Origin of the sequence: Pelomonas baiyunensis, from assembly GCF_043555935.1 — a bacterium.
GTDB classification, from domain to species: Bacteria; Pseudomonadota; Gammaproteobacteria; order Burkholderiales; family Burkholderiaceae_C; genus Pelomonas; species Pelomonas baiyunensis.
The window spans coordinates 1-23,604 of sequence record NZ_JBIGIB010000006.1 but is presented as its reverse complement, the minus strand read 5'-3'; the positions used below and the strand labels follow the sequence as shown (position 1 = coordinate 23,604).

22 protein-coding genes are annotated in these 23,604 nt (G+C 68.2%); 3 read left to right on the top strand and 19 right to left on the bottom strand.

Going from position 1 to position 23,604, the window contains the following annotated elements:
• Positions 1 to 2: 2 nt before the first annotated feature.
• Entirely contained in the window at positions 3 to 1,394 is a 1,392-nt protein-coding gene (locus ACG01O_RS18795; RefSeq protein ID WP_394386939.1) for an FAD/NAD(P)-binding protein, read from the top strand.
• Between the two features lie 46 nt (positions 1,395 to 1,440).
• On the opposite strand, the gene ACG01O_RS18790 is transcribed toward ACG01O_RS18795, so the two are convergent.
• Genes ACG01O_RS18790 through ACG01O_RS18750 form a run of 9 tightly spaced genes read right to left on the bottom strand, consistent with a single transcriptional unit; the run spans position 1,441 to position 10,705 of the window.
• Positions 1,441 to 2,253 carry a hypothetical protein gene (locus ACG01O_RS18790; RefSeq protein WP_394386938.1) on the bottom strand — a complete coding sequence of 271 codons (813 nt, stop codon included), beginning with the start codon at positions 2,251 to 2,253 and terminating at the stop codon, positions 1,441 to 1,443.
• A gap of 2 nt (positions 2,254 to 2,255) precedes the next feature.
• A complete protein-coding gene (locus ACG01O_RS18785) occupies positions 2,256 to 4,118 on the bottom strand; it encodes a polysaccharide biosynthesis protein (RefSeq protein WP_394386937.1) in 1,863 nt (620 codons plus the stop codon).
• Between the two features lie 13 nt (positions 4,119 to 4,131).
• A complete protein-coding gene (locus tag ACG01O_RS18780) occupies positions 4,132 to 4,719 on the bottom strand; it encodes a sugar transferase (protein ID WP_394386936.1) in 588 nt (195 codons plus the stop codon).
• 5 nt (positions 4,720 to 4,724) lie between these two features.
• Positions 4,725 to 5,897: a DegT/DnrJ/EryC1/StrS family aminotransferase gene (locus ACG01O_RS18775; protein WP_394386935.1), complete on the bottom strand. Its 1,173-nt coding sequence runs from the start codon at positions 5,895 to 5,897 to the stop codon at positions 4,725 to 4,727.
• Positions 5,898 to 5,915: 18 nt separating this feature from the next.
• The gene (locus tag ACG01O_RS18770) at positions 5,916 to 6,584 is read right to left on the bottom strand and encodes a class I SAM-dependent methyltransferase (protein ID WP_394386934.1); all 669 of its coding nucleotides are present in this window, start codon (positions 6,582 to 6,584) and stop codon (positions 5,916 to 5,918) included.
• Positions 6,581 to 7,807, bottom strand: coding sequence for a glycosyltransferase family 4 protein (locus tag ACG01O_RS18765; RefSeq protein ID WP_394386933.1), 1,227 nt, complete (start codon positions 7,805 to 7,807; stop codon positions 6,581 to 6,583). Before ACG01O_RS18765 ends, ACG01O_RS18770 begins: the two co-directional genes overlap by 4 nt.
• Entirely contained in the window at positions 7,804 to 8,865 is a 1,062-nt protein-coding gene (locus ACG01O_RS18760; RefSeq protein ID WP_394386932.1) for a glycosyltransferase, read from the bottom strand. Before ACG01O_RS18760 ends, ACG01O_RS18765 begins: the two co-directional genes overlap by 4 nt.
• Positions 8,866 to 8,897: 32 nt before the next feature.
• Positions 8,898 to 9,491: an acyltransferase gene (locus ACG01O_RS18755; RefSeq protein WP_394386931.1), complete on the bottom strand. Its 594-nt coding sequence runs from the start codon at positions 9,489 to 9,491 to the stop codon at positions 8,898 to 8,900.
• Positions 9,488 to 10,705, bottom strand: coding sequence for a lipopolysaccharide biosynthesis protein (locus ACG01O_RS18750; protein ID WP_394386930.1), 1,218 nt, complete (start codon positions 10,703 to 10,705; stop codon positions 9,488 to 9,490). The genes ACG01O_RS18755 and ACG01O_RS18750 overlap by 4 nt, the downstream gene beginning before the upstream one ends.
• A 45-nt stretch (positions 10,706 to 10,750) precedes the next feature.
• Between ACG01O_RS18750 and lysS the strand changes: the two genes are divergently transcribed.
• On the top strand, positions 10,751 to 12,268 hold the full coding sequence (gene lysS / locus ACG01O_RS18745; protein ID WP_394386929.1) for a lysine--tRNA ligase: 1,518 nt from the start codon (positions 10,751 to 10,753) through the stop codon (positions 12,266 to 12,268).
• Here the strand turns inward: lysS and ACG01O_RS18740 are convergent, their stop codons facing one another.
• From ACG01O_RS18740 to ACG01O_RS18695, 10 genes are all read right to left on the bottom strand, one after another.
• Positions 12,269 to 13,021: an ATP-binding cassette domain-containing protein gene (locus ACG01O_RS18740; protein WP_394386928.1), complete on the bottom strand. Its 753-nt coding sequence runs from the start codon at positions 13,019 to 13,021 to the stop codon at positions 12,269 to 12,271.
• Positions 13,018 to 14,160 carry a sugar ABC transporter permease gene (locus ACG01O_RS18735; protein ID WP_394386927.1) on the bottom strand — a complete coding sequence of 381 codons (1,143 nt, stop codon included), beginning with the start codon at positions 14,158 to 14,160 and terminating at the stop codon, positions 13,018 to 13,020. Before ACG01O_RS18735 ends, ACG01O_RS18740 begins: the two co-directional genes overlap by 4 nt.
• An 8-nt stretch (positions 14,161 to 14,168) precedes the next feature.
• Positions 14,169 to 15,188 carry a substrate-binding domain-containing protein gene (locus tag ACG01O_RS18730; RefSeq protein WP_394387230.1) on the bottom strand — a complete coding sequence of 340 codons (1,020 nt, stop codon included), beginning with the start codon at positions 15,186 to 15,188 and terminating at the stop codon, positions 14,169 to 14,171.
• A gap of 126 nt (positions 15,189 to 15,314) precedes the next feature.
• Positions 15,315 to 15,686, bottom strand: coding sequence for a DUF4148 domain-containing protein (locus ACG01O_RS18725; RefSeq protein ID WP_394386926.1), 372 nt, complete (start codon positions 15,684 to 15,686; stop codon positions 15,315 to 15,317).
• A 189-nt stretch (positions 15,687 to 15,875) separates the two neighbouring features.
• Positions 15,876 to 16,664 (bottom strand): enoyl-CoA hydratase, encoded by a 789-nt coding sequence (locus ACG01O_RS18720; RefSeq protein ID WP_394386925.1) that lies wholly within the window; start codon positions 16,662 to 16,664, stop codon positions 15,876 to 15,878.
• Complete coding sequence (locus ACG01O_RS18715; RefSeq protein WP_394386924.1) at positions 16,661 to 17,770, bottom strand: DUF3108 domain-containing protein; 1,110 nt, start codon at positions 17,768 to 17,770, stop codon at positions 16,661 to 16,663. The genes ACG01O_RS18720 and ACG01O_RS18715 overlap by 4 nt, the downstream gene beginning before the upstream one ends.
• Before the next feature lie 15 nt (positions 17,771 to 17,785).
• Positions 17,786 to 19,507, bottom strand: coding sequence for a M61 family metallopeptidase (locus tag ACG01O_RS18710; protein WP_394386923.1), 1,722 nt, complete (start codon positions 19,505 to 19,507; stop codon positions 17,786 to 17,788).
• On the bottom strand, positions 19,507 to 19,944 hold the full coding sequence (locus ACG01O_RS18705; RefSeq protein ID WP_394386922.1) for a DUF3429 domain-containing protein: 438 nt from the start codon (positions 19,942 to 19,944) through the stop codon (positions 19,507 to 19,509). Before ACG01O_RS18705 ends, ACG01O_RS18710 begins: the two co-directional genes overlap by 1 nt.
• Positions 19,945 to 19,948: 4 nt before the next feature.
• A complete protein-coding gene (locus ACG01O_RS18700; protein WP_394386921.1) occupies positions 19,949 to 20,671 on the bottom strand; it encodes a DsbC family protein in 723 nt (240 codons plus the stop codon).
• 24 nt (positions 20,672 to 20,695) lie between these two features.
• Positions 20,696 to 21,817 carry an FAD-dependent monooxygenase gene (locus ACG01O_RS18695; protein ID WP_394386920.1) on the bottom strand — a complete coding sequence of 374 codons (1,122 nt, stop codon included), beginning with the start codon at positions 21,815 to 21,817 and terminating at the stop codon, positions 20,696 to 20,698.
• Positions 21,818 to 21,940: 123 nt separating this feature from the next.
• Between ACG01O_RS18695 and ychF the strand changes: the two genes are divergently transcribed.
• A complete protein-coding gene (gene ychF, locus ACG01O_RS18690; RefSeq protein ID WP_394386919.1) occupies positions 21,941 to 23,032 on the top strand; it encodes a redox-regulated ATPase YchF in 1,092 nt (363 codons plus the stop codon).
• Positions 23,033 to 23,604: the final 572 nt, after the last annotated feature.

Sequence of the window (23,604 nt, the reverse complement as noted above, 5' to 3'; positions counted from 1 at the left end):
TCATGCGACGCCTGGCGTTGGTTGGCGGTGGCTACAGCGCCGTCGCGCTGCTCTTGAGCTTGGCCGAGCAGTGGCGGCCGGACGACGGGGCGTTGGCGGTGGACGTGTTCGAGCCCTCCGCCACGCTGGGTCAGGGGTTGGCCTACGCTCCCTGGGAACGTGGGGACTGGGGCCCGTTGCTCAACGTGCCCGCTGGCCGCATGGGCCCCACCGTGGCCCGCCAAGATGACTTTGCACAGTGGTGGCGGCAACGCGGGGGCCGTGCTGCTGACTTCGCGCCGCGCGCGGCCTACGGGCGCTACCTCGCACAGACCCTGCATGCCGCGCTGGCGGCAACGCCGGCCCTGCGACTGACACACCACCGGTCGACCGTGCAGGCACTGGCACCCACCCCCGAAGGCTGGCAGGTGCGCACCGACGCGGCGGCCCACACCGCGGATGACGTGGTGCTGTGCACCGGACACGAAGCGCGCGGGCTGCCGCCGGGCGCGTGGTCGGCCTCCGGTTGGTGGTCTGACCCCTGGAGTTGCGGCGAAGCGCTGGACGCGCTGCCGGTGCAGGTGCCCGTTCTCCTGATCGGGTCCGGCCTGACCGCCGTGGACGTGTGGCAGCGCCTGATGCGGCGCCCTGGCGCGGCCCAAAGCGCCCCGGTGACACTGCTGTCGCGCCACGGCTGGCTGCCCCAGCCGCACCGCCCGCACGACGCGCCGCCACCCAGCGGTTTTCTGCCGGACACGGTCCTGGGCGATGCTCACACCGCACGGCAACTGCTGCGTGGTTTGCGCCAACTCACGGCCACCGCAGGCGGGGCTGGGCTCGACTGGCGGGACGTGATGGCGGACCTGCGTCGGCACACGCCGCGACTGTGGCACCAACTGCCAGTGCAGGAGCAGCGCCGTGCCGTCCGCCACGGCACCGCGGCATGGGACAGTCACCGCCACCGTGCCGCGCCGGAGGTGGCCGCTCAAGTGGCTGAAGCCCGGCGAACGCAACGGCTGCAGGTCATCGCCGGGCGACTCGTCGACTGGGCGCCGTTGAGCGCTGGCAGCTGGCAGCTGCAACTGCAGCGCCGCGACGGCACCCGACAGGAAGCTGTGGCCGGTGCCATCGTGAACTGCACCGGCCCCGCGCCACAGCGCTGCGCCCCCGCCGCAAAGCTACGTCAACAGGGGCTGCAAGCCGGCTGGTACCGCCCACACGCCAACGGCTTGGGCCCGGCCGTGGATGCCGAGGGCCGCATGCTGCATGCCGACGGCCACGTGCAAAGCCGGCTGTGGTGCCTGGGCCCGGCGCTGCGCGCTGCCCACTGGGAAGCGACCGCCGTGCCCGAATTGCGCCAACACGCGCAAAGGCTGGCTCAACACCTGGCGCAACCGCTGCTGCAACGCCGCTGAAGCGGTGCGGCCCGCGGCAAACCGTCGATCGCCGAACGTCAGACCATCAGCTGGCGCTGGACGCAGCCGGCGCCGGTGCGGTGGCCGGCGTCGGCGCAGCCGCCCGTTGGCGCAGCGCATCGTCCAGGCCCAGCATCAAGGCCGCCCGGTGCGGCAGCACCTGCTGGACCTGGAAGCGCGCACCCAACAGCTGCATCAGGAAAGGCACGGTGACCTGCCCCTTGGTGATGCCCACGGTGAGGTCCATCCGGCTTTCCACATAGTTCTGAACGCCCTGCCGTTCCATCGTCGACAGCGCCTGGCGGATGCTCTGAATGGCCGGCTCGACCTCGCTCCAGTTCATCGCCAGCACGGTGTCTCGCGTGAGCTGGCGCAACGCGGCTTCATCGCCCCGCGCCAAGGCCTGGCGGGCCAGCAGTTCGTTGAGCAGGCCTGCCGTCTGGCGCCCTGCCGGGCTGGGCTGCAAAGCGCGTGCGGCGTCGACTGAAGCCAGCACGTCTTTCCACCGCCCCTCGGCCTGGGCGAGCACGGCCGAATGGATGTGCCACTCAATTTGCTCGGCCGGCTTCAGCGTGGCCCAGTTGGCCCGTCGCGCGTCCATCAACGGGCGCGCCGCGGCCAAAGGAGCTTTCCAGGCTTCGTCCGACGCCACCAACCATTCACTGGGTTTGCCCGCCAGCGCGATGACGGCCAGGTTGTCAGAGACCGGCGCCGCTGCTGCGGGGCTGGACGCGCCGACAGCCGCCAGCGCTACCAAGGTCGACAGGCTCAGCGCCAGCAGTGCCTGGCGAGCGCCCCCCCGTTGGGCAGGCTGCGGCGCGCGCGGCGAAGGAGAAGTCTCAGTGGGAACCACAAACATGATCAAACGTCCGTCCAAGGGGCATGAAATTCGGCGCCCAGCCACGCACCCAGCAAGGCGCGCGGGCGGGCCACATCCAGGTGCTGCAAATCGCGCAGCACCTGCTCGCCGGCGCCACGGTCGGCCAAGCGCGCGATGCGCACGCCGGCACAAGCGGTGGGCAGGCTGGTTTCCTGGTCGGCCAGCAACTCTTCGTAGAGCTTCTCGCCCGGGCGCAGGCCCGTGAATTCGATGCGGATGTCGTCCAGCGTGTGGCCGCTCATGCGGATCAGCTCGCGGGCCAGATCGGCAATGCGCACCGGTTCGCCCATGTCCAGCACCAGCACCTGGCCGCTCTCGCCGATCACGGCGGCCTGGATCACCAACCGAGCGGCTTCCGGAATGGTCATGAAGTAGCGAATGATGTCCGGGTGCGTGACCGTGACCGGCCCGCCGCGGGCGATCTGCTCCTTGAACTTCGGGATCACGCTGCCGCTGGAGCCCAGCACGTTGCCGAAGCGCACCGCCATGAAGCGCGTGCCCGGATGCTGCTTGGACAAGGCCAGCAACGCCATCTCGGCCGCGCGCTTGGTGGCGCCCATCACGTTGGTGGGGTTGACCGCCTTGTCGGTGCTGATGAGCACGAACCGCTCGGCACCCGCCTCGGCCGCGGCCAGGGCTGCGTGGTAAGTGCCCAGAGTGTTGTTGCGGATGCAGGCGCCGGCGTTGGCCGACGCCTCCATCAAGGGCACGTGCTTGAACGCGGCCGCATGGAACATCAGCTGCGGCCGATGCTCCAAGGCACACGCGCGCAGGTGCGGCAGGTCTTTCACATCGCCGATCACGCAAACCAGTGTCAGGTGCGGGAAGGCCTCCGCCAGGGCCTGCTCCACCGCGTACAGCGCGAACTCGCTCAGCTCATACAGCACCAGGGTGCTGGGGCCATAACGAGCAATCTGCCGGCACAGCTCGCTGCCGATACTGCCCCCCGCCCCGGTCACCATCACCACGCGGCCGTTGATGCAGTCGACAATGCCGGCTTCGTCCAGTTGCACCGGCGCCCGGCCCAACAGGTCTTCAGGCTCGATGTCGCGCACCTCATTGACGCGCCGCCCGGCCCGCAGCTCCACGCTGCTGGGCACGGTCAGCACCGGCAGACCGGTGTCCCCCGCCACATCCAGCGCCCGGCGCCGCTCGGCCGTGGACGCGGCCGGCATGGCCACGATCAAGTGCGTGACGCCGTGCAGCCCGGCGTAACGTCCGGCGTCCGCCAACGGCCCCAGCACGGGCACCCCGGCCACACGCTGGCCCAGCTTGGTCGCGTCGTCGTCCAGAAAGCCCACCACCACCCAGCCCTGGCTGTGCTGGATGCCGGCCACCAGCAGTCGGCCCGCGTCACCGGCCCCGAGCACCAAGGCACGCCGCTGTTCCTGCGCGCTGCCGCTGATGCGGCTGCGCATGTGCTCGTACAGCATGCGGTAGCCCATGCGCATCATGGCCAGCAGCATCAAGGTGAAGAGCGGGTGCAAGGCCAGCACGGCGCGCGGCACGGCGCGAAGGTGCGCCATGAGCACCAATGTAGCGCCGATCAGGCCCGCCACGGCGCAGGCCGCCGCCAGGCGCTTGACCTCGCCGAAGCCCGAGAAACGCCACATGCCTTTGGGCACGCGCAGACCCCAAAGCACGAGGCCGTACACCGCCAGCAAACCGGCCAGCACCGCGGCGTCATAAACAGGCCGCGCCTCGAACCAGCGCTCAAAGCCCAGGCGGAACAGGTAGGTGGCCTGCCAGGCCAGCGCCACGGCGGCCAGGTCCATCACCAGCGCGAGGCGCTCGCGGTGCGGGCGCAGGCGGGTGAGGAAGGTGTCGAGCGACTGCCAGTTCATGGAGGTGAGATTGTCAGCCGCGCACGACGCGCGCGAGGGTGGAGAAAATCAGCCGCAAATCGGTGGCCAGGCTCGCACGGGCCGCGTAGTCGGCCGACAAGCGCAGCTTGGCCGGCAGGATGACCTCGCGGTACTCGCGCTCGGGGTCATCGGCCACGGCCAGCAATTCGGCCTCGTGGCTGAAGGCCAGCGACGCTGGATCGGTGATGCCTGGGCGCACCGCCAGCACGCGCTCGCGCAGGTCTGCCGGGTACAGGGCCACGTAACGAGGCAACTCGGGCCGCGGGCCGACCAGGCTCATCGCCCCGCGCAGCACATCCCAGAGTTGGGGCAGTTCATCCAGCTTGGTTTGCCGCAACACCTGGCCCGAGCGGGTGATGCGCGGGTCGGCCCCCACCGTGATGGCCGCCCCCGGCTCGGTGCGCATGGTGCGGAACTTGTGAATGGTGAACGGCACGCCGTAGCGCCCCACCCGCACCTGGCGAAACAGCACCGGGCCGGGCGAGTCCAGCTTCACCCACAGCGCCGCCAACAGCAGCAGCGGCCACAGCAGCGCCAGACCCAGGGCGGCGGCGATCAGGTCGAACAGCCGTTTGGGCAAGGCGATCAGCCCAGCAAGCCGCGCACGGCGGAGATGACCCGCTCCACGTCCGCGTCGCTCATGGCCGTGTACAGCGGCAGGCTGACCGTGTGCTCGAAGACCTTCTGCGCCTGCGGGAACTGCTCGGGCGTGAGGCCGTAGCGGTCGCGCCAGTACGGGTGCAGGTGCAGGGGCACGTAATGCACGCTGCAGCCGATGCCGGCGGCGAACATGCCTTCGATGAATTCGTCGCGGCTGATGCCGGCGTCCTCCGCCAGCCGCAGCACGTAGAGGTGCCACGAGTGCACGTCCCCCTCCGGCGCGTCCGGCGGCAGGATGACCGGCAGATCGGCAAAGGCCTCGTGGTAGCGCGTGGCGATCTGCTCGCGGCGCTTCTGGAAGGCCGGCAGGCGCTTGAGCTGGTGCAGGCCCAACGCGGCGGCGAGGTCCGTCAGGTTGTACTTGAAGCCTGGCGCCACGATCTCGTAATACCAGCTGGGCACCTTGGCGGTGAAGCGGTCGAAGGCGTCGCGGTTCATGCCGTGCAGCCGCATCACGCGGGCCCGCTTGGCCAGCTCGGGGTTGCGGGTGACGAGCATGCCGCCTTCGCCCGTGGTCATGGTCTTGTTGGCGTAGAAGCTGAACACCGTGGCGTCGCTGCCCAGCGTGCCAATGAGTTCCTTCTCCAACGTGGTCGGCAGCGCGTGGGCCGCGTCTTCCACCACGCGCAGGCCGTGGCGGCGGGCGATGTCCAGGATGGCCAGCATGTCCGCCGCCAGCCCCGCGTAGTGCACCGGCAGGATCGCTTTCGTGCGCGGCGTGATGGCCGCCTCGATGGCCGCGATGTCGATGTTCAGCGTGGCCGGGTCCACGTCCACCAGCTTCACATCCGCGCCGAGATAACGCACCACTTCGGCGGTGGCCGTGAACGTGTGCGTGGTGGTGATGACCTCGTCACCCGGGCCGATGCCGATGGCCTCCAGCGCGAGGTGCAGACCCGCCGTGGCGGAGTTGACGGCGATGCACTGCAGCTGGCTGTCCTCAGCGTTTTGCCCCAGGAACTCGGCGAAGGCCTGCTCGAAGCGTTTGGCCTTGGGGCCGGTGGTCACCCAGCCGGATTTGAGCGTGTCCACCACCTCGGCGATTTCGTCGTCGCCGATTTCGGGCAGGGCAAAGGGCAGGAACGGCAGGGCAGTCATCGGGCAGATTTTCCGGGATCAGGGCTTGGTGATCAGCACCAGGCGGTGGGTGCGCAGCCAGGGCACCAGGTTCAGCAGGCCGTAGGCCAGGGGCAGCGCGCGGGCCAGCGGGGGCGCGAGCGTGACGCGCCGCGCTGTGAAGTGGCCGGCAGGAAAGAGCTGCCGCACCCGCGCCAGCGGCACGCCGCGCACATCCGGGTTGCGGGGGTTGTTGAAGGTGAAGTCGTACCAGACCACGGCGCCACCTGGCTTGAGCCAGCGCCACATGGCCTCGGCCACGCGCTCTTGCAGCGCGTCGTCCAGGATGGACGAGAACACGGTGGACTGCAGCACCAGGTCTTGGCTGCCATCGGCCACCGGCGCAGCGGACGCGTCGCCCGCCAGCAGCCGCACGCCCTCGGGCAGCGCCGCGCGGGCGGCAGACAGACGCTCGGGCAGCAGCTCGATGCCGGTCAGGTGCGCGGGCTGCAAGCCCAGCCGCAGTAGGTCCAGCAGGTTGCCGCCCGCGCCGCAGCCCACCTCGGTGGCCCGCCAGTCCTCCGGCCGACCAGGGCGCTGCGCCAGCAAGCGCAGCAGTGCACGCTGGCGCTCCTGCCACATCTGCCACACCTCGGGGCGCAGCAGGCTGTAGCGGTCGCCCGCGTCACGGCGCGCGTAGCGCTGGGCGATCTGGTCCAACTCGGTCATGACAGGGCCTCGATGAAGCGTTGCGCCAGCACCGGGTACGCGTGGCGCGACTCGGCGTAGGCCCGCCCTTGCGCGCCCATGGCAGCGCGCTGCTGTGGGGTCAGCGCGGCCAGTTGGCGCAGGCCCTGCGCCACCGCGGTGGGGTCTTCGGGCGGCACGGTCAAGCCGGCGCCGGCCTCGGCCACGGGGTCGTTGCCGGCCTCCACCGAATGCAGCACCGCGCGCTCGGCCATCAGGTAGTCGATCAACTTGTTCGGCGCAATGCCAAAGCGGTAGATGGGCGTGCGCTGCCAGCCGATGTAGGCGATGTCGAAGTGACGCAGCAACGTCGGGATCTGCGCCTTTGGGATGGGTGCAAAAAAGCGCACGTGGTGGAGCCCCTCGGCCGCGGCTCGCTCCGCCAGCCGCGTGGCCTCATGCCCGCCGCCAACGAGCACGAAGCTCAACAGTGCGTCCTTCAACTGGGCTGCGGCGTCCAGCAACACGTCCAGCGCGTTGGGCAGGCCCATGGAGCCGGCATACCCCACCACCACGCGGCCCGCCGCACGCTCAGCGTCCAGGTGTGCCTGCAGCGTGGCGCCGAGCGGGGCAGACTCGCCGTGCCACTCCTCCGGTGCAAAGCCGTTGGGCACGATGTGCAGCTTGGACAGGTCCAACCCGCGCGAGGCCATGTGCGCGTGCACGCACGGCAGCATCGAAACGACACGGTCCGCGTCCCGGTAGGCGTCGGCTTCCGCCTTGCCGCACATCAGCGCGAACGGATGCCGGGGCGACATGCCCGACAACTCGATCAGCGACAGCGGCCAAAGGTCATGCACTTCGTAGACCAGCTTGGCCTTCGCAAGCGTGGCCAGTTTCCTGGCCACCCAGACATCCATCGGATAGGTGCTGGAGGCAATGACCGCATCCGGCCGGAACTCACGCGTCAAGCGCCAGGCGTCAGCCCGCAGTTGCCGCAGGAACGACAGGATGTTGCGCAGCCGACCGATGCCGTTGCCGGCGTAGTGCGGCGTGGGCAGCCAGCGGTAACGAATGCCGTCGATGAACTCTTCGCGCGGCAGACCCGACATCTGCGGCTGCACGGCCCGCACGTGCGAGTAACTGGCCGCCACGATGGTCACCTCATGCCCCGCCCTCACCCACTCGCGGGCGAGGTAGTACGGACGGAACTCCATGCCATGGGCGGGGGAGCCGGCGTAGTGGTTGATGAGGAGGAGTCTCATGTGGGCGTGAGTTCCTTCAGGCGCGTGAGGAACCGCTGCACGTGAGGCTCGAAAAGACCATGGGCTGCCACCCATTGGCGGTTGGACGCACCCAGCCGCGCCGCATCCAGCGCTGCCATGCGGGTCGGCAGGTCGTCCAGCGAATCAACGATCAAGCCGCGCGCTTCATGATCCTCAAGTTGGCCGATCAGTTCGCGGTTGGCCGGCAGTTCGGACAGCAGCGGCACGCATCCATGCGCCATGGCCTCCAGCACGGAGACAGACACCGAGTCGCTCTCGGGCAGGCTCAAGAACCAGGTCGAGCGGGCATAGTGCGCCGCTTGCGCCTGGGCATCCAGCCGGCCGACGAAACAGACTTTGTCGGCCAGGCCGCGCGCGGCAACGAGTCTTTCCACCGCAGCGCGCAGCGATCCGTCGTTGGCCACCACCAGCCGAGCGTCCGGGTGCATCGCAACAATCCGCGCGAACGCCTCGATGACCCGTTCAGGACGATAAATCGACTCCAGGCCCCGGTTGGCAAAGCACAACCACGGTTGCTTGGTCACGTTCTGCTTGGGCAAAGCCTCCAAGCCAAACGGGAAGGTCATGACCTCGCCTGCGCCGAGCTCACGCATCCGATCGGCCATGTGGAGCGAGTCGGAGGTGGTGATGGCGCAACTTCGCAAAGCCTTCTTCGTCAGCCACTTCCAGCTGGCGCCCCGATTGGGTGTGACAAGAATGTCGCTGCCCCAAGCCGAGCCGGCAATCTGCGCCCGCAGCCGCCAACCCAGCTTCGCCGCCCAGGCCAGCGTGCCATGGGAGGTGAGGTAGTGGGCATGCAGCCAGTCGGCGTCGGCATCCGCGAGCCACGCACCCACCTTCGGCAACTGCTTGACCAAGGCGATGTTGCCGCCGCCATGCTCGGGTGCGGTGTTCAGCGCCAGGCGACGGGCATCGGGCAGCAGTTGGTGAAATTCGGGCAAAAAGCCCCGGGACGAGATGGCGTGCAGTTGCACGCGTGGTTGCAGAGCTCGGGCCCATTTCAGGAGGTGAGGGCTTTCCCCGTCGCCAATCAGCACGAGCTTGAGGCCACCCGTCAACGTTGGTCGCATCAAGGCAACTCTCCCGCCCAAGCTTGGTAGTGGACCGCAAGTTCCGGGTGCTGCCGCAGCAACTGGGCATCCTTTTTTCGCGTATCGCCGACAACGCGGGCGGGCTGGCCAGCCACGATGGCGTAGTCCGGGAATTCACCTTGCACGAGACTGTAGGCGGACACGAGACACCCCTTTCCCAGTCGCGTTCCCGGCAACAGCGTGGCGTGTGCACCCACGAAGCAATACGGTCCTAGCTCAACGGGTGCGGTGAAGTACGCCTGCTTCTCCGGCACCTGCACGTACGCCCGTCCGTACAGCCGAATGGCAGCATGGCTGGAGTGTGTGAACACGCCTGTAAAGAAGCCGATTTGGCAACCTTCGCCGATCCGCAGGCCGTAGGTGGCATCGAGCACGCTGAAATGGCCAATGAAGACATGGTCGCCCACATTCAGCCGATCACGGGCAAACACAACGGCGCTGTTGCTGACGCGGGTGTGAGGCAAGAACTCTCCGTCGCCCCTCACAAAGCCCCCAACCATCCGCGGCCCCCACAGGCGCGAAATCAGTTGCTTCATCGGCTGCCACATGCGCCGGGTCAGGCTTGCCTTCACCGTTTCTCCTCGATCACAGGAGCACGCTGCAGCAAGCCCCAAAAAAAGTAGCCAAAGTAGCACGAGGTGACCGCCGACACGCCCCAACCCGCGCCCACCAGCCCCCCAAGCGCCAATCCAACCCCGAGCCCGGCCAAGAACACAAACTGGCCCACCGCGGCCAACTTCAAGGCCCACGCCTGGCAGCCCCAGGCCAGCGGCACCACCGACAGCGGCGACGCGATGAAGTGAAAAGCGACATACGGCGCAAGCGACCGGGCCAACTCGCCTGCCGCGGCCCATTCTGGACCGAACGCCAATCCAAACAACCAGGGCCCACCCGCCAAGAGAACGGCCATCAAAGGCAGGGCCAGCGCGGCCAGCAGCATCAAGTGGCGCTGCACCAACGTGCGGGATTGACCCGCGCATGTGCTGCGTGTCAGCTGCGGGTACAGCACCTGAGACACCGCACCGCCCACCAGCGAAGCAGGCGCCTTCAAGTAACGAAGGGCCAGCGCCCAGGCACCCGCCTCGGCGCCACCCAGCCACGCAGTGAGCAGGGCCAAGGTCAGGGTGTCTTGCAAAGCGCCTGCAAACGCATGCGGGGTGTTGAGGAGCGGAAAGTCCTTGTGCTGCCGGGCGGACTCCCGCCACGCGTGTTCCCCCAGAAGCCCACGCCAGCCGCCCGTTGGGGCGGGGCGCGCCTGAATCAGGGCCGCAGCGGCGGCTCCCAGCGTGGCGCCGGCGAGCAACCCCCAAGGCCCTGCCTGCATCAATCCCAACCCGACCTGCGCCACGGCCGCCCCGCCCCACTGCACGAAACGCGCCCAAGCCAATGCCCCAAAACGACCGGCCCGCGCGGCCCATTGACCCAGAGCCTGGCTGGCCGAAGCGGCCGCCACGGCCAACGGAAGCCAGGCCGCTAGGGCCAAGTTGGCCCACAGCATCCACACCGCCCCCATCAATACGGCTGCAGCGACCACCGCCAGCCACACCCGCAGGCAAAGCGACAGCAGCGTCGCCGCCCCGGACTCCTCCGTCTCCAGCGCCAGTGCAAACTCGTAACGCGCACAGCCCACCACGGCCAGATTGCTGGCCACCGTCCAGACCAGAGAGAACTGCCCGTACTCGTCCGGCGTGTACAGCCGGGCGATCCACGGCCCGAGCAATAGGGGGAGCGTTTGCGCCAGCGCGCTGCCGGCAAGCAAGGTGAAGGTGGCGCGCGTCAGGCTCATAGGGGGCGCGCGATTCTAAAATCGCTGGTTCGACTAAGGCCCGCAATGAATCAAGCCACTCCCACCCCCGCCCTCCCCGCTCAGGCAGATGACAACCAACTGATCGCCGAGCGCCGCAGCAAACTGGCCGCTTTGCGGGCCGCCACGCCGGTGCCCTTCCCCAACGATTTCAAGCCGCAGCACCGCGCTGAGCCGCTGCAGGCGCAGTACGGGCAGGTGCCGAATGAGGAGCTGGAGCCTCAGGCGATCAAGGTCAGCGTGGCCGGTCGCATGATGCTCAAGCGCATGATGGGCAAGGCGAGCTTTTGCACGCTCCAGGACGCCACCGGCCGCATCCAGCTGCGCGTGACCATCGACAACGTCGGCGCCGAGGTTTACGACGCCTTCAAGCACTGGGACCTGGGCGACATCCTGGGCGCCGAAGGCACGCTGATGCGCACCAAGACGGGTGAGCTGTCCGTCGTCGTGACGACGCTGCGCCTGCTGACCAAGAGCCTGCGCCCGCTGCCGGACAAGTTCCACGGCATGACCGACCAGGAGCAGAAGTACCGCCAGCGCTACGTCGACCTCATCACCGACGAAGACGCCCGCAAGCGCTTCACCGCGCGCTCCAAGGCGGTGTCGGCCATTCGCAGCTTCATGGTGGACCACGGCTTCCTGGAAGTGGAGACGCCGATGCTCCACCCCATCCCGGGCGGCGCGAATGCCAAGCCCTTCATCACCCACCACAACGCGCTGGACCAGGAGATGTACCTGCGCATCGCGCCGGAGCTCTACCTCAAGCGCCTGGTGGTGGGCGGCTTCGAGCGTGTGTTCGAGATCAACCGCAACTTCCGCAACGAAGGCATCTCGGTCCGGCACAACCCCGAGTTCACGATGATGGAGTTCTATGCGGCCTACTGGACGCATCACGACCAGATGGACTTCACCGAGGCCGTGCTGCGCCACGCCGCGATTGCCGCCACCGGCAGCGCCGCGCTGACCTACGCCGGCAAGCCCGTCGCTTTGGACAAGCCCTTCGCCCGCGTCTCGGTGCGGGACTCGCTGATCCGCTACGCGGGCCTGACCGAAGCTGAGGCTGACAACCCCGACGTGCTGCGCGCCAAGATCGTGGCGGCCGGTGAAGACGCTCCCGCCCGCTGGAGCCTGGCTGAGCTGCAGTTCGGCCTGTTCGAGGCGGTGGTGGAAGAAAAGCTGTGGGAGCCGACCTTCATCATCGACTACCCCGTCGAGGTGTCGCCCCTGGCCCGCGCGTCGGACGCCAACCCCAAGATCACCGAGCGCTTCGAGCTCTTCATCACCGGCCGCGAGTACGCGAACGGCTTCTCGGAGCTGAACGACGCGGAAGACCAGGCCGCGCGCTTCCAGGCTCAGGTGGCCAACAAGGACGCCGGCGACGAGGAAGCGATGTTCTTCGACGCCGACTTCATTCGCGCGCTGGAGTACGGCATGCCCCCGACCGGCGGCTGCGGCATCGGCATCGACCGGCTGATGATGCTGATCACCGACAGCCCGTCGATCCGCGACGTGATCCTGTTCCCCGCACTGCGGCGGGAGGCCTGATCAAGCGGGCAGGCAGGCCGCAGCCGGCTTGCCCGCGATGATCATCGCCAGCACTTCGTCCTCGGTCACCGCGGCCGTCTGCGTCACCCCGACCAGGCGGCCGTTTTTCATCACCATCAGCCGGTTCGACAGGGCGAACACGTCCGGCATGTCGTGGGTGACGAGCAGGATGCCCACGCCCTCGGCCGCGAGGCGGCGGATCAGGTCGTGCACCATGGCGGTTTCGCTCGGCCCCAGCGCCGCGCAGGGCTCGTCCATGATGAGCACGCGGGCCTTGAACTGCAGCGCCCGCGCAATCGCCACCACCTGACGCTGGCCGCCGGAGAGCGACTGCACCGGGTCGGCAATGTTCTTGAAGTTGGGGTTGAGCCGCGCGAACAGCGGCACGGCGGCCGCGCGCATGGCGGCGTCGTCCAGCAGGCCGAAGCGGGTGCGCAGCTCGCGGCCGAGGAAGAGGTTGGCGACCGAATCCAGGTTGTCGGCCAGCGCCAGCTTCTGGTGGATGGTCTCGATGCCGGCGGCGCGGGAATCGGCCGGGCTCGCGAACTTCACCGGCTGGCCGTTCAGCAGCAGCTCGCCGCCATCGAACGGCAGCGCGCCGGCCAGCATCTGCATCAACGTGGATTTGCCCGCGCCGTTGTGGCCCAGCACGGCCAGCACTTCACCGGGCGCCAGGCTCAGGGACACGCCATCGACCGCGTGCACACCGCCGAACGATTTGCGCGCACCGCGCACTTCGAGAAGAGCCGTCATTTCTGCACCACGCGATCGAACACCACGGCCGCAACCAGCACCTGGCCCAGCACCACCATGCGCCAGCCGATGGACACATCGGTCAGCAGCAGGCCCGAGTCGATGCTCTGGATGATGAGGGCCCCCAGCACCGTGCCGCCCACGCTGCCGGCGCCGCCGGCCAGGCTCACGCCGCCGATGACGGCTGCGGCGATGACGGTGAGCTCCATGCCCGTGCCCATCGAGTTCGTGCCGGCATTCAGGCGCGCCATCGCGACGACGGCGGCCAGGGCGACCAGGGCTGCCAACAGCAGGTTCAACTGGATCATCACGCGCCGCACCGGAATGCCCGCCAGCCGCGCCGCATCGGGGTTGCCGCCGATGGCGTAGACGTAGCGGCCGAAGCGCGTGTGCTTGGCCACGAAGCCCAGCAGCAGCACGACGGCCACCCAGATCACCAGTGGCAGCGGCAAACCTTGGCCCTGCTCCTGGCCTTCGATCTTGTAGGCATTGAACACAGCCACGGTGACCAGCACCGCCAGCGCTGACAGGCCGGCCTTCAGCAACGCATGCTGGGCGTTGCCCGCCTCGCCACCGGCGCGCGCCAGCGCCCGGCGTTGCACCGCCTGCCAGCCCCACATCAGCGCAATCAGGGCAACGCCCAGCAGCCAGCTGCCCTGCTCACCCAGCGAGCCGTCCAGCCCGCCACCCAAGGCCAGCAGCCAGGGCTCGGTGACGGGTTGGGTCTTGCCGTCGGCAATCAGGAAGGCCGCGCCGCGCAGCGACACCAGCCCGCCCAGCGTGACGACGAAGGACGGAATGCCGATGACTGCCGACAGCCAGCCCTGGAACAGCCCCACGGCCAGCGCCAGGCCCAGGCCCGCGAACAGCGAGGCGATGACCGACCAGCCCTGCGTGTATTGCAGCCAGGCCATCAGCACGCCCACGGCGCCGAGCAGCGAGCCCACGGCGAGGTCGATCTGGCGCGCCACGATGATCAGGGCCATGCCGCTGGCGACGATGCCGACCACCGCCGTCTGCTGCGCGATGTTGTAGAGGTTCTCCGCCGTCAGGAAGCTGCCGGTGAGCACATGAAAGCCGATGGCAATGGCCACCAGCACGGCCGCCATCACGGCGAGCCGCTGGGTCTGGGCGTTCATCGCGGTCCTTACTTGCAGGCGGCCGGGGCCTTGGCGGCGTCCACGCCCTTGCAGACCACGGCCTTGGGCACCCAGCCGGCGCTGATCACGTCGCCCAGGTTGGCTTGCGTGATGGCCACGGGCGCCAGGAACTTGGCCTGCAGGCTGACCTTGCGTTCACCGCCCGCCCAGGGCGCCGCACCCGGCACCTTCTGGCCCGCGGCCAGCTGCACCGCGGCCGCGGCGGCTTCCTTGCCCAGCGCGCGCGAGTCCTTCCAGACGGACACGGTCTGCGTGCCGAGCGCAATGCGGTTCAGCGCGGCGTGGTCGGCGTCCTGGCCGCTGACCGGCACGCCCTTGATGCCCTTGCCGGCGAGTGCCGCAATGGCGCCGCCTGCCGTGCCGTCGTTGCTGGCCACCACGGCGTCCACCCCACCCTTGAGCTTGGTGAGGATCTGCTCCATGTTCTTTTGCGCAACCTCGGGCTTCCAGCCGTCGGTGTATTCCTCGGCCACGATCTTCACGTCGCCCTTCTTCACCACATCGGCCAGGGCGTCCTGCTGGCCGGCGCGCAGGAAGTCGGCATTCGGGTCGCTGGGCGAGCCCTTGATCATCACGTAGCGGCCCTGCGGCTTGGCGGCCAGCACGGCCTTGGCTTGCAGGCGGCCGACCTCGCGGTTGTCGAAGGTCAGGTAGAACACCTCGGGCGCTTCGATGAGCCGGTCATAGGCCACCACCGGCACCTTGCGGGCCTTGGCCTTGTTCAGCGCAGGGACGATGGCGTCCTTGTCCATGGCCAGGATGATGAGCACCTTGGCGCCCTTGGCCAGCAGCGACTCGACGTCACCGATCTGCTTCTCGGGCGAGCCTCCGGCATCCGCGCTCACGTAGCTCGCACCCAAGCGGGCCAGTTCGGCCTTGATGGCGGCCTCGTCGGTCTTCCAGCGCTCTTCCTGGAAGTTGGACCAGCTCACACCCACCACCGGCCCGGCCGCAAGCGCTTTCAAAGTTGCAGCCAGCAAGGCGCCGGCCACCCACATCTTTTGCATTCCCATCGTGTCTCCAAGGCCCGGTTGTTTGGGTGGGCGGCGGATTCTAGGAATGCAGGCAACAAAAAAGCGACCCTTTCGGGTCGCCTTTCGTTCACTTGAAACCGCTTTGTTTCGTTCGCGTGTTTAGCGAGCGGCCAGGGCCGAGGCGCGACGCACATTCGGGGCCGGGAAATCCCCGAGTTCGCGGGCGGCGTTCTCGCCATGGTCAGCGGCCAGCGCGGCAGCGGTCTTTTCGTCAACGCGCACGTCCGTCGGCTTGACGGTCAGCACGGCTTGGCGGGGCAGCTTCACGGTGGCGACGGCCGCAGCCTTGGCCGTGGCGGGCGTGGTCACTTCAACGCCCTTTTCGCCTTGGATGGCGGCCAGTTCGCCGCTGTTGCGGGCGGCCACCAAGTCGGCAATGACTTGCTCGCGGGTCGGCGAGGCGGTTTGGGCCGAGGCGGCGCCGGCGGCGATCAACAGGGCGGCGGCGATGACGGTGGACAGCTTGCTCATGACGGGCTCCTTCAGTACGGGCAGGAACGTCCTGCGTGGGGGTCTTTCGGACATCGCGACCGCGGTGTCCATGGCCTGAACTGTAGGGAGTCGATCTCGGTAGAAACACTAGGGTGGCGGGAACTTACTGTTTACGATTTGCAAATAGTTTGAGTCCCCACCCGCCCGCACCGCCACAAAAACAATCAATCAGCGGTGCTCGAAGTTCGGGGCTCGCTTGGCCAGGAAGGCCTCCATGCCTTCGCGCTGGTCGTGGCTGCCGAACAGCGCGTGGAAGTAGCGGCGCTCCACGGCCACGCCGTCGGTCAACGGGCCCTGGAAGGCCAGGTTCACGAGTTCCTTGATCAGCATGACCGAGGGCGCGCTGAAGCCGTTGATGGTTTCCGCGGCGGCCAGGGCTTCCTCCATCAGCTTGTCGGCCGGCACCACGCGAGACACCAGGCCGGCGGTCTCGGCCTCGGCGGCGGCCATCATGCGGGCGGTCAGCAGCAGGTCCATGGCCTTGCTCTTGCCCACCGCGCGCGGCAGGCGCTGCGTGCCACCCGCACCGGGCACGATGCCCAGCTTGATCTCGGGCTGGCCGAACTTGGCGGTGTCGGCCGCAATGATGAAGTCGCACATCATGGCCAGCTCGCAGCCCCCGCCCAGTGCGAAACCCGCCACCGCCGCGATGACTGGCTTGCGCACCTGCAGGATGGTTTCCCAGTTCTTGGAGATCAGGCCGCTCTTGAACGCTGAAGCGAAGGTGTGCGGCAGCATGGTGGGGATGTCGGCCCCCGCGGCAAAGGCCCGCTCAGAGCCGGTCAGCACGATGCAGCCGATGCTGTCATCCGCATCGAAGGCCAGCAGGGCCTCGCCCATCTCGTCCATGAGTTGGTCGTTCAGCGCATTCAGCGCCTTGGGGCGGTTCAGCGTGATCAGCGCCGTCTTGCGCGGGCCGTCGCCGTGGACGGACGTGATGATGCATTCGTAGGTCATGGACGGGATCTCCGGGAAGGGTTGTCGGACGATTCTGGCGCGGCTTGCAGCGGCGCAGCTTGGAGGTTGAGGTCGATGAAGGTGTCGGCATCCTGCCGGATCAGCAGGCGCACCGGCAGGTATTGCAGGGCGGGCGCGAGCCACACGTCGGCCGACAGGTCGCCGCTCACGGCCACGCGGGTGGGCTTGAGGTGCCAGGTGGCCAGCGGCCCCATGGGCGTTTGCAGCAGTTCCTCGCCCAGCACCTCGTACTGCCACGCATATTGGCGGCGCGGCAGCACCAGCGGGAACTGCACGAGCCGCCCCGGCTCCAGCACCTCGCGGCCGGTCAGGAACAGCCAGGTCAGCTGCACGAACTGGCTGGCAGCGTCTTGCCCGCCGAAGGCCGCGCGCTCGCGCACGCCGGTGGCCAACTGCACCTCGGCGCCCAGGAAGAACACCGTGCTGCGCCGCGTGTCCAGCAGCAGCACGCGCGTTTCCTCGTCGTAACGCTGCGGCGCGATGCCCTGCGGGGTCAGCGTGCCCTGGCTCAGCATGCGGCGCGACACCGGCCCCACGCTGACGTCCAGGCTCACTTGGTAGTCCTTGCCCTTGCGCATCCACTCCACCTGGGCCTGGCCACTGACCGGCCCGCGGTAATGCCCCGTGAGCTGGTAGCTGAGCCGGGTGGACAGCGGCCACTCGGGCCCGGGCCCGGGCTCGTCCGGCGCGGCCGCAGAGGCCGCAGACGCCGCCGACTGCGGCGCGACGGGCAGGGCGGGTTCGGTGGTCGCGTCTGTGGGCGCGGGAAGCGTGCGCGCGGCGGCCGGTTCCGACGCGGCCCGGTCGGGCGCTGACGCAGCCGGCGCAGGGGTGTCACCGGCCGGGACGTTTCCGTGCGCCACAGCGGCAGGGCTCACAGCCGGCGGGGCCGGTGGCGGCGCAGGCGCGCGCGCCGCCGGGCGGGGGGCGCTGAGCGTCATCGCCTGCGTGAATTCCATGGCCATACGCGGCGGCATGGGCGGTGTGTCGTCCCGGCGCCAACCGTCCTGCATGCGCTGCACCTCGTGACCGGCCAGCAGGTGCAGGCCCAGCACGGCCAACACGAGCAGGCCCGGAGGCCGCACGCGGCGCATGTCCGCTCAGGCCGCCGGCCAGCCGGCCGGATCGGGCCGATCGGCCACCAGGGTCACGCCGGCCGCAACCCCACCCGCAGCCGCTGAGGCCGGCGGCACGGTCAGCACGCGCTCCACCAGGCGCTGGTCCCGACTCAGCAGCAGCCGAACAGGTGCACCGCTCGCAGGCTGCAAGGCGGCCAGGTCGTCCAGGCGGCGCAGACGCCACCCGTCGGCGCCCAAAATTTCGTCGCGGGCATTCACGCCAGCGTGTTCCGCCGCGCTGCCCGACAACACATGCGTGACCGTGATGCCGGTCAAAGCGCTCTCGCGCACGCGCAGCCCGAGGCGCTGGGCCATCGTGGCCCGTGCGCCATCGCGCCAGGCCACGCCGGCCGTGGCCAGCAAGGGCTGCAGGGGCAGCTCGCCGGTGTCATGCACCCACGCGTGCAGCTGACGGGCCAGGTCGGCACCGCCCAGGTCCGCGACCGCCGCGAGCACTGCCGCTTCGGTCAGCAAGCCCTCAGGTGTTTGCTGCCAAAGCCGGCGCATGAGGGCATCCAGACTGGCCCCGGCCGCGCGCAGGCTCAAGTCCAGGCACAAGGCCACCAGCGCGCCTTGGGCGTAGTAGTTGCTCGTGGCGTTGGGGCTGTTTTCGTCGGGCCGGTAGTACTTCGTCCAGGCCTCAAAGCTGGCCTGCGCCAGCGCCTGCACCCGGCGCCCCGGGTTGGCCAGCACTGACTGCACCGAGGCCGCCAGCAGTTGCAGGTAGCGGGGCGTGTCCACCAGCCCCGCTCGGCGGAGCATCAGCTCGTCGTAATAGCTGGTGAAGCCCTCGAAGAACCACAGCAGTTCGGTGTGGTTCTCGCGCTGGTAGTCGAACCGCGCGAACTCGGCCGGCCGCAGGCGTTTGACGTTCCACGCATGGAAGTACTCGTGGCTGAACAAACCCAGCAGGCGCAGGTAGCCTTCGCTGGGTGCGGCGGGTTCAGCGCTCGTCGGCAATTCGCGCCGAGCGCAGATCAAGGCGGTGCTGGCCCGGTGTTCCAGCCCGCCGTGGCCCTCGTCCACCGCCCAGAGCAGGAAGCTGTAGCGTGTGAACGGCGCTTCGCCCCAGAACTGCACCTGCGCCTCGCAGATGCGCTGCACGTCCGCCAGCAAGCGCTCCCCGTCGAAGCTGGGCCAGGCGCCGGCCACCACCACCCGGTGCGGCACACCGGCTGCGATGAATTCGCCCTGCCAGTGGCCCCCCAGCTCGAAGGGGTGATCGACCAACTCGTCGTAGTCGGCAGCGAGGTAGCCGTCGCCATCCACTGCCATTTCCGTGGCCACGCGCCAGCCGGCTGGGACATCCGCCAGCGTCAGGCGATGAGGACGATGTTCTTGCCCGAGCACCCGCAGGCAGAGACTGCTGGCATTGAAAAACGCCCGGGCGTCATCGAGCCACGCGGTACGCACGGAAGGGTCGAACGCGTAAACGGTGTAGGTCAAGGTCAGCGGCACGTCGGCCGCGCAGGCCACCTGCCAGGTGGCCTTGTCGACTTGCGTCAAAGCGCATTCGGCACCGGACTGGTGGGCGCGCAAGTCCTGCAGATGCTTGGCGAACTCCCGCACCATGTAGCTGCCAGGAATCCAGACCGGCAAGCTGACCCGCTGCCCCGCCACCGGGGCGGGCACGTCCAGCGTGACCTGGAAGCGGTGGGCCGCCGGTGCCTGCAGCCCGATGCGATACCGGGGCCCAGCGCTCATCAGCTGCCCGCTGCGGCGAGGAAGCAGCTGAGCGACGCCACCGCTGTCAGGCGAAACCGCAGCGTCAGCCATTCAGCCACACCCAGCACGGGGTACAGGCGGCGATCCATCACATAGCAAGCGATCAACACCCCGCCATGCAAAGCCAACCCGGCGTACGCAGGCATCAGTGCCGCCACCCAGCCCAGCAGACTGGCACTGACGCCCCAGATCAAGGCACCGCGGTGCGGCAAGCCCTTGGCAAACGCCACGCCCCAATGAATGCCGCCGAGAAAGGAGATGACCACCGCCGCGTAGCGCGAGAGGCCATCCACAACGAACGCGTGCTGCGCCGGGCTGTAGCCGCCGAGCAGCCACGTGAGCGCAGCGCCGAAACCGAAAGGCAGCAGGCCGGCATACCCCAGCCGGTGCACGAGTTGACGGTTGTCCGGGCTCATGGTGTCAGGACTTGCCGCCGCCGAGCGCCTGCAAGCGCCGCTCCAGTTCGACCGCGCCAACGGCCCCCGGAATGCGGTTGCCGTCCTCCAGCAGGATGGCAGGTGTGCCGTTGACGTGGATCTTGCGGGACAGCGCCAGATTGCGCTCGATGGCGGCGTCATCACAAGCGGCCGGTGCCTTGGGCGGTTGCTCGCCCTTGAGCATCCAATTGAGCCAGGTGCCCACGCCGTCTTTGGCGCACCAGATGGCCTTGCTCTTCTCGGCGGAATCTCCGCCGAGGATGGGAATCAGGAAGGTGTAGACGGTCACGTCCTTCAGCTCCTGCAGCCCCTTCTCGAAGCGCTTGCAATAGCCGCAGTTCGGGTCCGCGAACACGGCAATGCGCCGCTTGCCCGTGCCGTTCTTCCACATCAGCGCGTCCTTGAACGGCAGGGCGGCGAAATCGACGCGGTTCAACTGCGTGACCCGCTCCTCCGTGAGGTTGCGCTTGGCCTTGAGGTCGATCAGCTCGCCTTCCAGCAGGTAGGTGCCAGTCGCATCGGTGTAGCGAATCTCGTTGCCGATGCGCAGCTCCCACAGGCCTGGCATGGCCGCTGGGCGCACTTCATCGATCTTGGGCGCATTGGGCATGCGCTCGGCAATCGCCTTGCGGATGACCGCCTCGTTGGCCTGAGCCGCCGTGGCGCCCAGCACCAGGGCCGCCAGCAATGTGGAACGAAGTAGCACGGAAGGAGTCCTGATCAGGAAGGTTCAGTGGCCCAGGGCGCGCTGGGTGAGCCAACGCTTCAAGGGGGGCAGATGGTCCAGGGCATTGAGCCCTTGATTGCGCAGCATGCGCATGGCTTGCGACGGATGGGCGAAGCTGCGCTGCAAGGCGTCGGTCAGCTCGCCCATCGCCAACGTCGGGGCCAGGCGGGCGCGGGCATAGCGGCGCAGCAGGCGCTCGTCGCCCAACGGCCGCCAAGCCTCTTTCTCGGCCAGCACGGCGGCCAGTGCAATAACGTCCCCCAGGCCCAGGTTCAGGCCTTGGCCGGCCAGCGGGTGGACCACGTGGGCCGCATCGCCCAGCAGCACCCAGCCCGCGCCGCTGACGGCATCGGCCCGGGCCAACGTCAGCGGCCAACTCGCACGCTCGCTGGCCAACTGCAACTGGCCGGGCGTGGCGCCTGCAGTCTGCTGCAGCGCCGCCTCGAATTCCGTTGGGCTCAGTGCCATCAAGTGCTGGGCGCGCTCCTGCGGGCACGACCACACCAAGCCGTACGACTGCCCGGCCTGGGGGCGGTCAAAGGGCAACAAAGCCAGCACATCGCCCGAGGGGCCGAACCATTGCCGCGCCACGCCCTGATGCGGTCGGTCGGCTGTGAGGCGGGCCGCCACAGCGCTGTGGCCATAACTGCGGGCATCGACACGCACTCCCAGGGCTTCGCGCGACGCTGCGTCGCGCCCCTCACACACCGCCACCAAATCGGCCGGCACGTTGGCCTCGACCTGATGGATGTGCGGAGAAAAGCGAACAGCGGCGGCGAGTTGCACGTCCAACGCACCAGCGTCGACGATGTACGCCAATTCGCGCACCCCCTGCTGCCACGCCGAAAAACTCAAGCGCCCCGGCGCACGTTTGGCTTCACCGTCGCCATGGATCACCATGTCGAAGACCGGCGTCGCGGCGTCGGCAGGCAGCGCATCCCACACTTTCAAATCACGCAGCAGCGCGACCGAAGCCGCGTTGAGCGCGTAGGTGCGCACATCGTCGGCTCTCGGCGGCGCCTCGCCGCCCGTGAGCCCGACGCGAAGGCCCTGTGCAGCCAGCCGCAGCGCCAGGCAACTGCCCACGGCACCACGACCTTTGATCAACACATCCACGCTTTGCATCCGTCGATTGTAGGCAGCCGGTCCGTTCCGGCGGCGCGCAAGGCCACCGGCAACACCGCCCCACTAAAATCGCAGGTTTTGCGGTCGCGCCAAGGGCCGCAGCCTCCACCAGAAAGTCCTGCCATGAGCCTGAAATGCGGCATCGTGGGCCTGCCCAACGTCGGCAAGTCCACGCTCTTCAATGCCCTGACCAAAGCCGGCATCGCCGCCGAGAACTACCCGTTCTGCACCATCGAGCCCAACGTCGGCATCGTGGAACTGCCGGACCCGCGCCTCGCTGCGCTCGCGGAAATCGTCAAGCCCGAGCGCGTGCTGCCTGCAGTGGTGGAGTTTGTCGACATCGCCGGTCTCGTCGCCGGTGCCAGCAAGGGCGAAGGTCTGGGCAACCAGTTCCTGTCGCACATCCGCGAAACGGACGCGATCGTGAACGTGGTTCGCTGCTTTGAAGACCCGAACGTCATCCACGTCAATGGCAAGGTCGATCCGATTGCGGACATCGAGGTCATCCAGACCGAGCTGTGCCTGGCCGACCTCGGCACGGTGGAGAAGAGCCTGCACCGTTACACCAAGGTCGCACGGGCCGGCGACAAGGACGCCATCGCTCTGGTGAAGGTGCTGGAGAAGTGCCAGGCCGCGCTGGACCAAGCCAAGCCGGTGCGCAGCATCGACTTCAGCAAGGAAGAGCGCGCCATTCTCAAGCCGCTGTGCCTGATCACTGCGAAGCCCGCCATGTTCGTCGGCAACGTGTCGGAAGACGGCTTCGAGAACAACCCGTTCCTGGATCGTTTGCGCGAGTACGCTGCCGCGCAAAACGGCCCGGTGGTGGCCATCTGCGCCAAGACCGAGTCCGAGCTCTCCGAAATGGAGGACGAGGACAAGGCGATGTTCCTGGCCGAAATGGGCCAGGACGAACCGGGTCTGAATCGCCTCATCCGCGCGGCGTTCAAGCTCCTAGGCCTGCAAACCTACTTCACCGCCGGCGTGAAGGAGGTTCGTGCGTGGACCATCCGCATCGGCGACACCGGCCCGCAGGCAGCCGCGGTCATCCACACCGACTTTGAACGCGGCTACATCCGCGCGCAGACCATCGCCTACGACGACTTCATCCAGTACCGCGGCGAGCAAGGCGCAAAAGATGCCGGCAAGATGCGCGCTGAAGGCAAGGAATATGTGGTGAAGGACGGCGATGTGCTGCACTTCCTGTTCAACGTCTGAACCGACTGGGACATACGGCCTCTTTTCCAAAAACCGCCACGAGGCGGTTTTTTTGCGCCTTAGCGCCGGGGGATTAACGTCGGTCAGTGCGCAGCCTCCCGCAAGAGGGGAAATGCGAAGTGCTGGGAGGCAGTTCGACAGGGCGGTACAGCGGCGCGCGTTCAGTCGGTTGAGCGGGGGCGGCCCGGGCGGGCCAATGACCTGATGCGAGGCCGGAGTTGCGGGGGCGCAGCGCTCGGCCTCACGAGCGCTGGCGTTGGAACGCCCGGCTCCCACCCGTCCGCGACCGCGTTCTTGCCGGCGACTGCGAGGATCGATTGAACGTCGACCATTCCCCTTGCAAGCCGTCCCCACCGCTCGCAACGATCAAGAAGCCGCATTTGCATATGGGATGGGCTTTGGGCATGGGGATATGTGCACCCAGCTAATCCCATATCCCCACACATGATTTCCCGCGCCGCAAAAGCAAAACCCCCACCAGTTTGCACTGATGGGGGTTGGCTTCAATAAATAGCCTGACGATGACCTACTTTCACACGGGAATCCGCACTATCATCGGCGCTGACTCGTTT

Excerpts from the sequence above, each read along its gene's own strand:
- ACG01O_RS18795 (WP_394386939.1), top strand. The coding sequence starts at position 3 with ATGCGACGCCTGGCGTTGGTTGGCGGTGGCTACAGCGCCGTCGCGCTG.
- ACG01O_RS18790 (WP_394386938.1), bottom strand. The coding sequence starts at position 2,253 with ATGTTTGTGGTTCCCACTGAGACTTCTCCTTCGCCGCGCGCGCCGCAG.
- ACG01O_RS18785 (WP_394386937.1), bottom strand. The coding sequence starts at position 4,118 with ATGAACTGGCAGTCGCTCGACACCTTCCTCACCCGCCTGCGCCCGCAC.
- ACG01O_RS18775 (WP_394386935.1), bottom strand. The coding sequence starts at position 5,897 with ATGACTGCCCTGCCGTTCCTGCCCTTTGCCCTGCCCGAAATCGGCGAC.
- ACG01O_RS18770 (WP_394386934.1), bottom strand. The coding sequence starts at position 6,584 with ATGACCGAGTTGGACCAGATCGCCCAGCGCTACGCGCGCCGTGACGCG.
- ACG01O_RS18765 (WP_394386933.1), bottom strand. The coding sequence starts at position 7,807 with ATGAGACTCCTCCTCATCAACCACTACGCCGGCTCCCCCGCCCATGGC.
- ACG01O_RS18750 (WP_394386930.1), bottom strand. The coding sequence starts at position 10,705 with ATGAGCCTGACGCGCGCCACCTTCACCTTGCTTGCCGGCAGCGCGCTG.
- lysS (WP_394386929.1), top strand. The coding sequence starts at position 10,751 with ATGAATCAAGCCACTCCCACCCCCGCCCTCCCCGCTCAGGCAGATGAC.
- ACG01O_RS18740 (WP_394386928.1), bottom strand. The coding sequence starts at position 13,021 with ATGACGGCTCTTCTCGAAGTGCGCGGTGCGCGCAAATCGTTCGGCGGT.
- ACG01O_RS18735 (WP_394386927.1), bottom strand. The coding sequence starts at position 14,160 with ATGAACGCCCAGACCCAGCGGCTCGCCGTGATGGCGGCCGTGCTGGTG.
- ACG01O_RS18730 (WP_394387230.1), bottom strand. The coding sequence starts at position 15,188 with ATGCAAAAGATGTGGGTGGCCGGCGCCTTGCTGGCTGCAACTTTGAAA.
- ACG01O_RS18725 (WP_394386926.1), bottom strand. The coding sequence starts at position 15,686 with ATGAGCAAGCTGTCCACCGTCATCGCCGCCGCCCTGTTGATCGCCGCC.
- ACG01O_RS18720 (WP_394386925.1), bottom strand. The coding sequence starts at position 16,664 with ATGACCTACGAATGCATCATCACGTCCGTCCACGGCGACGGCCCGCGC.
- ACG01O_RS18710 (WP_394386923.1), bottom strand. The coding sequence starts at position 19,507 with ATGAGCGCTGGGCCCCGGTATCGCATCGGGCTGCAGGCACCGGCGGCC.
- ACG01O_RS18705 (WP_394386922.1), bottom strand. The coding sequence starts at position 19,944 with ATGAGCCCGGACAACCGTCAACTCGTGCACCGGCTGGGGTATGCCGGC.
- ACG01O_RS18695 (WP_394386920.1), bottom strand. The coding sequence starts at position 21,817 with ATGCAAAGCGTGGATGTGTTGATCAAAGGTCGTGGTGCCGTGGGCAGT.
- ychF (WP_394386919.1), top strand. The coding sequence starts at position 21,941 with ATGAGCCTGAAATGCGGCATCGTGGGCCTGCCCAACGTCGGCAAGTCC.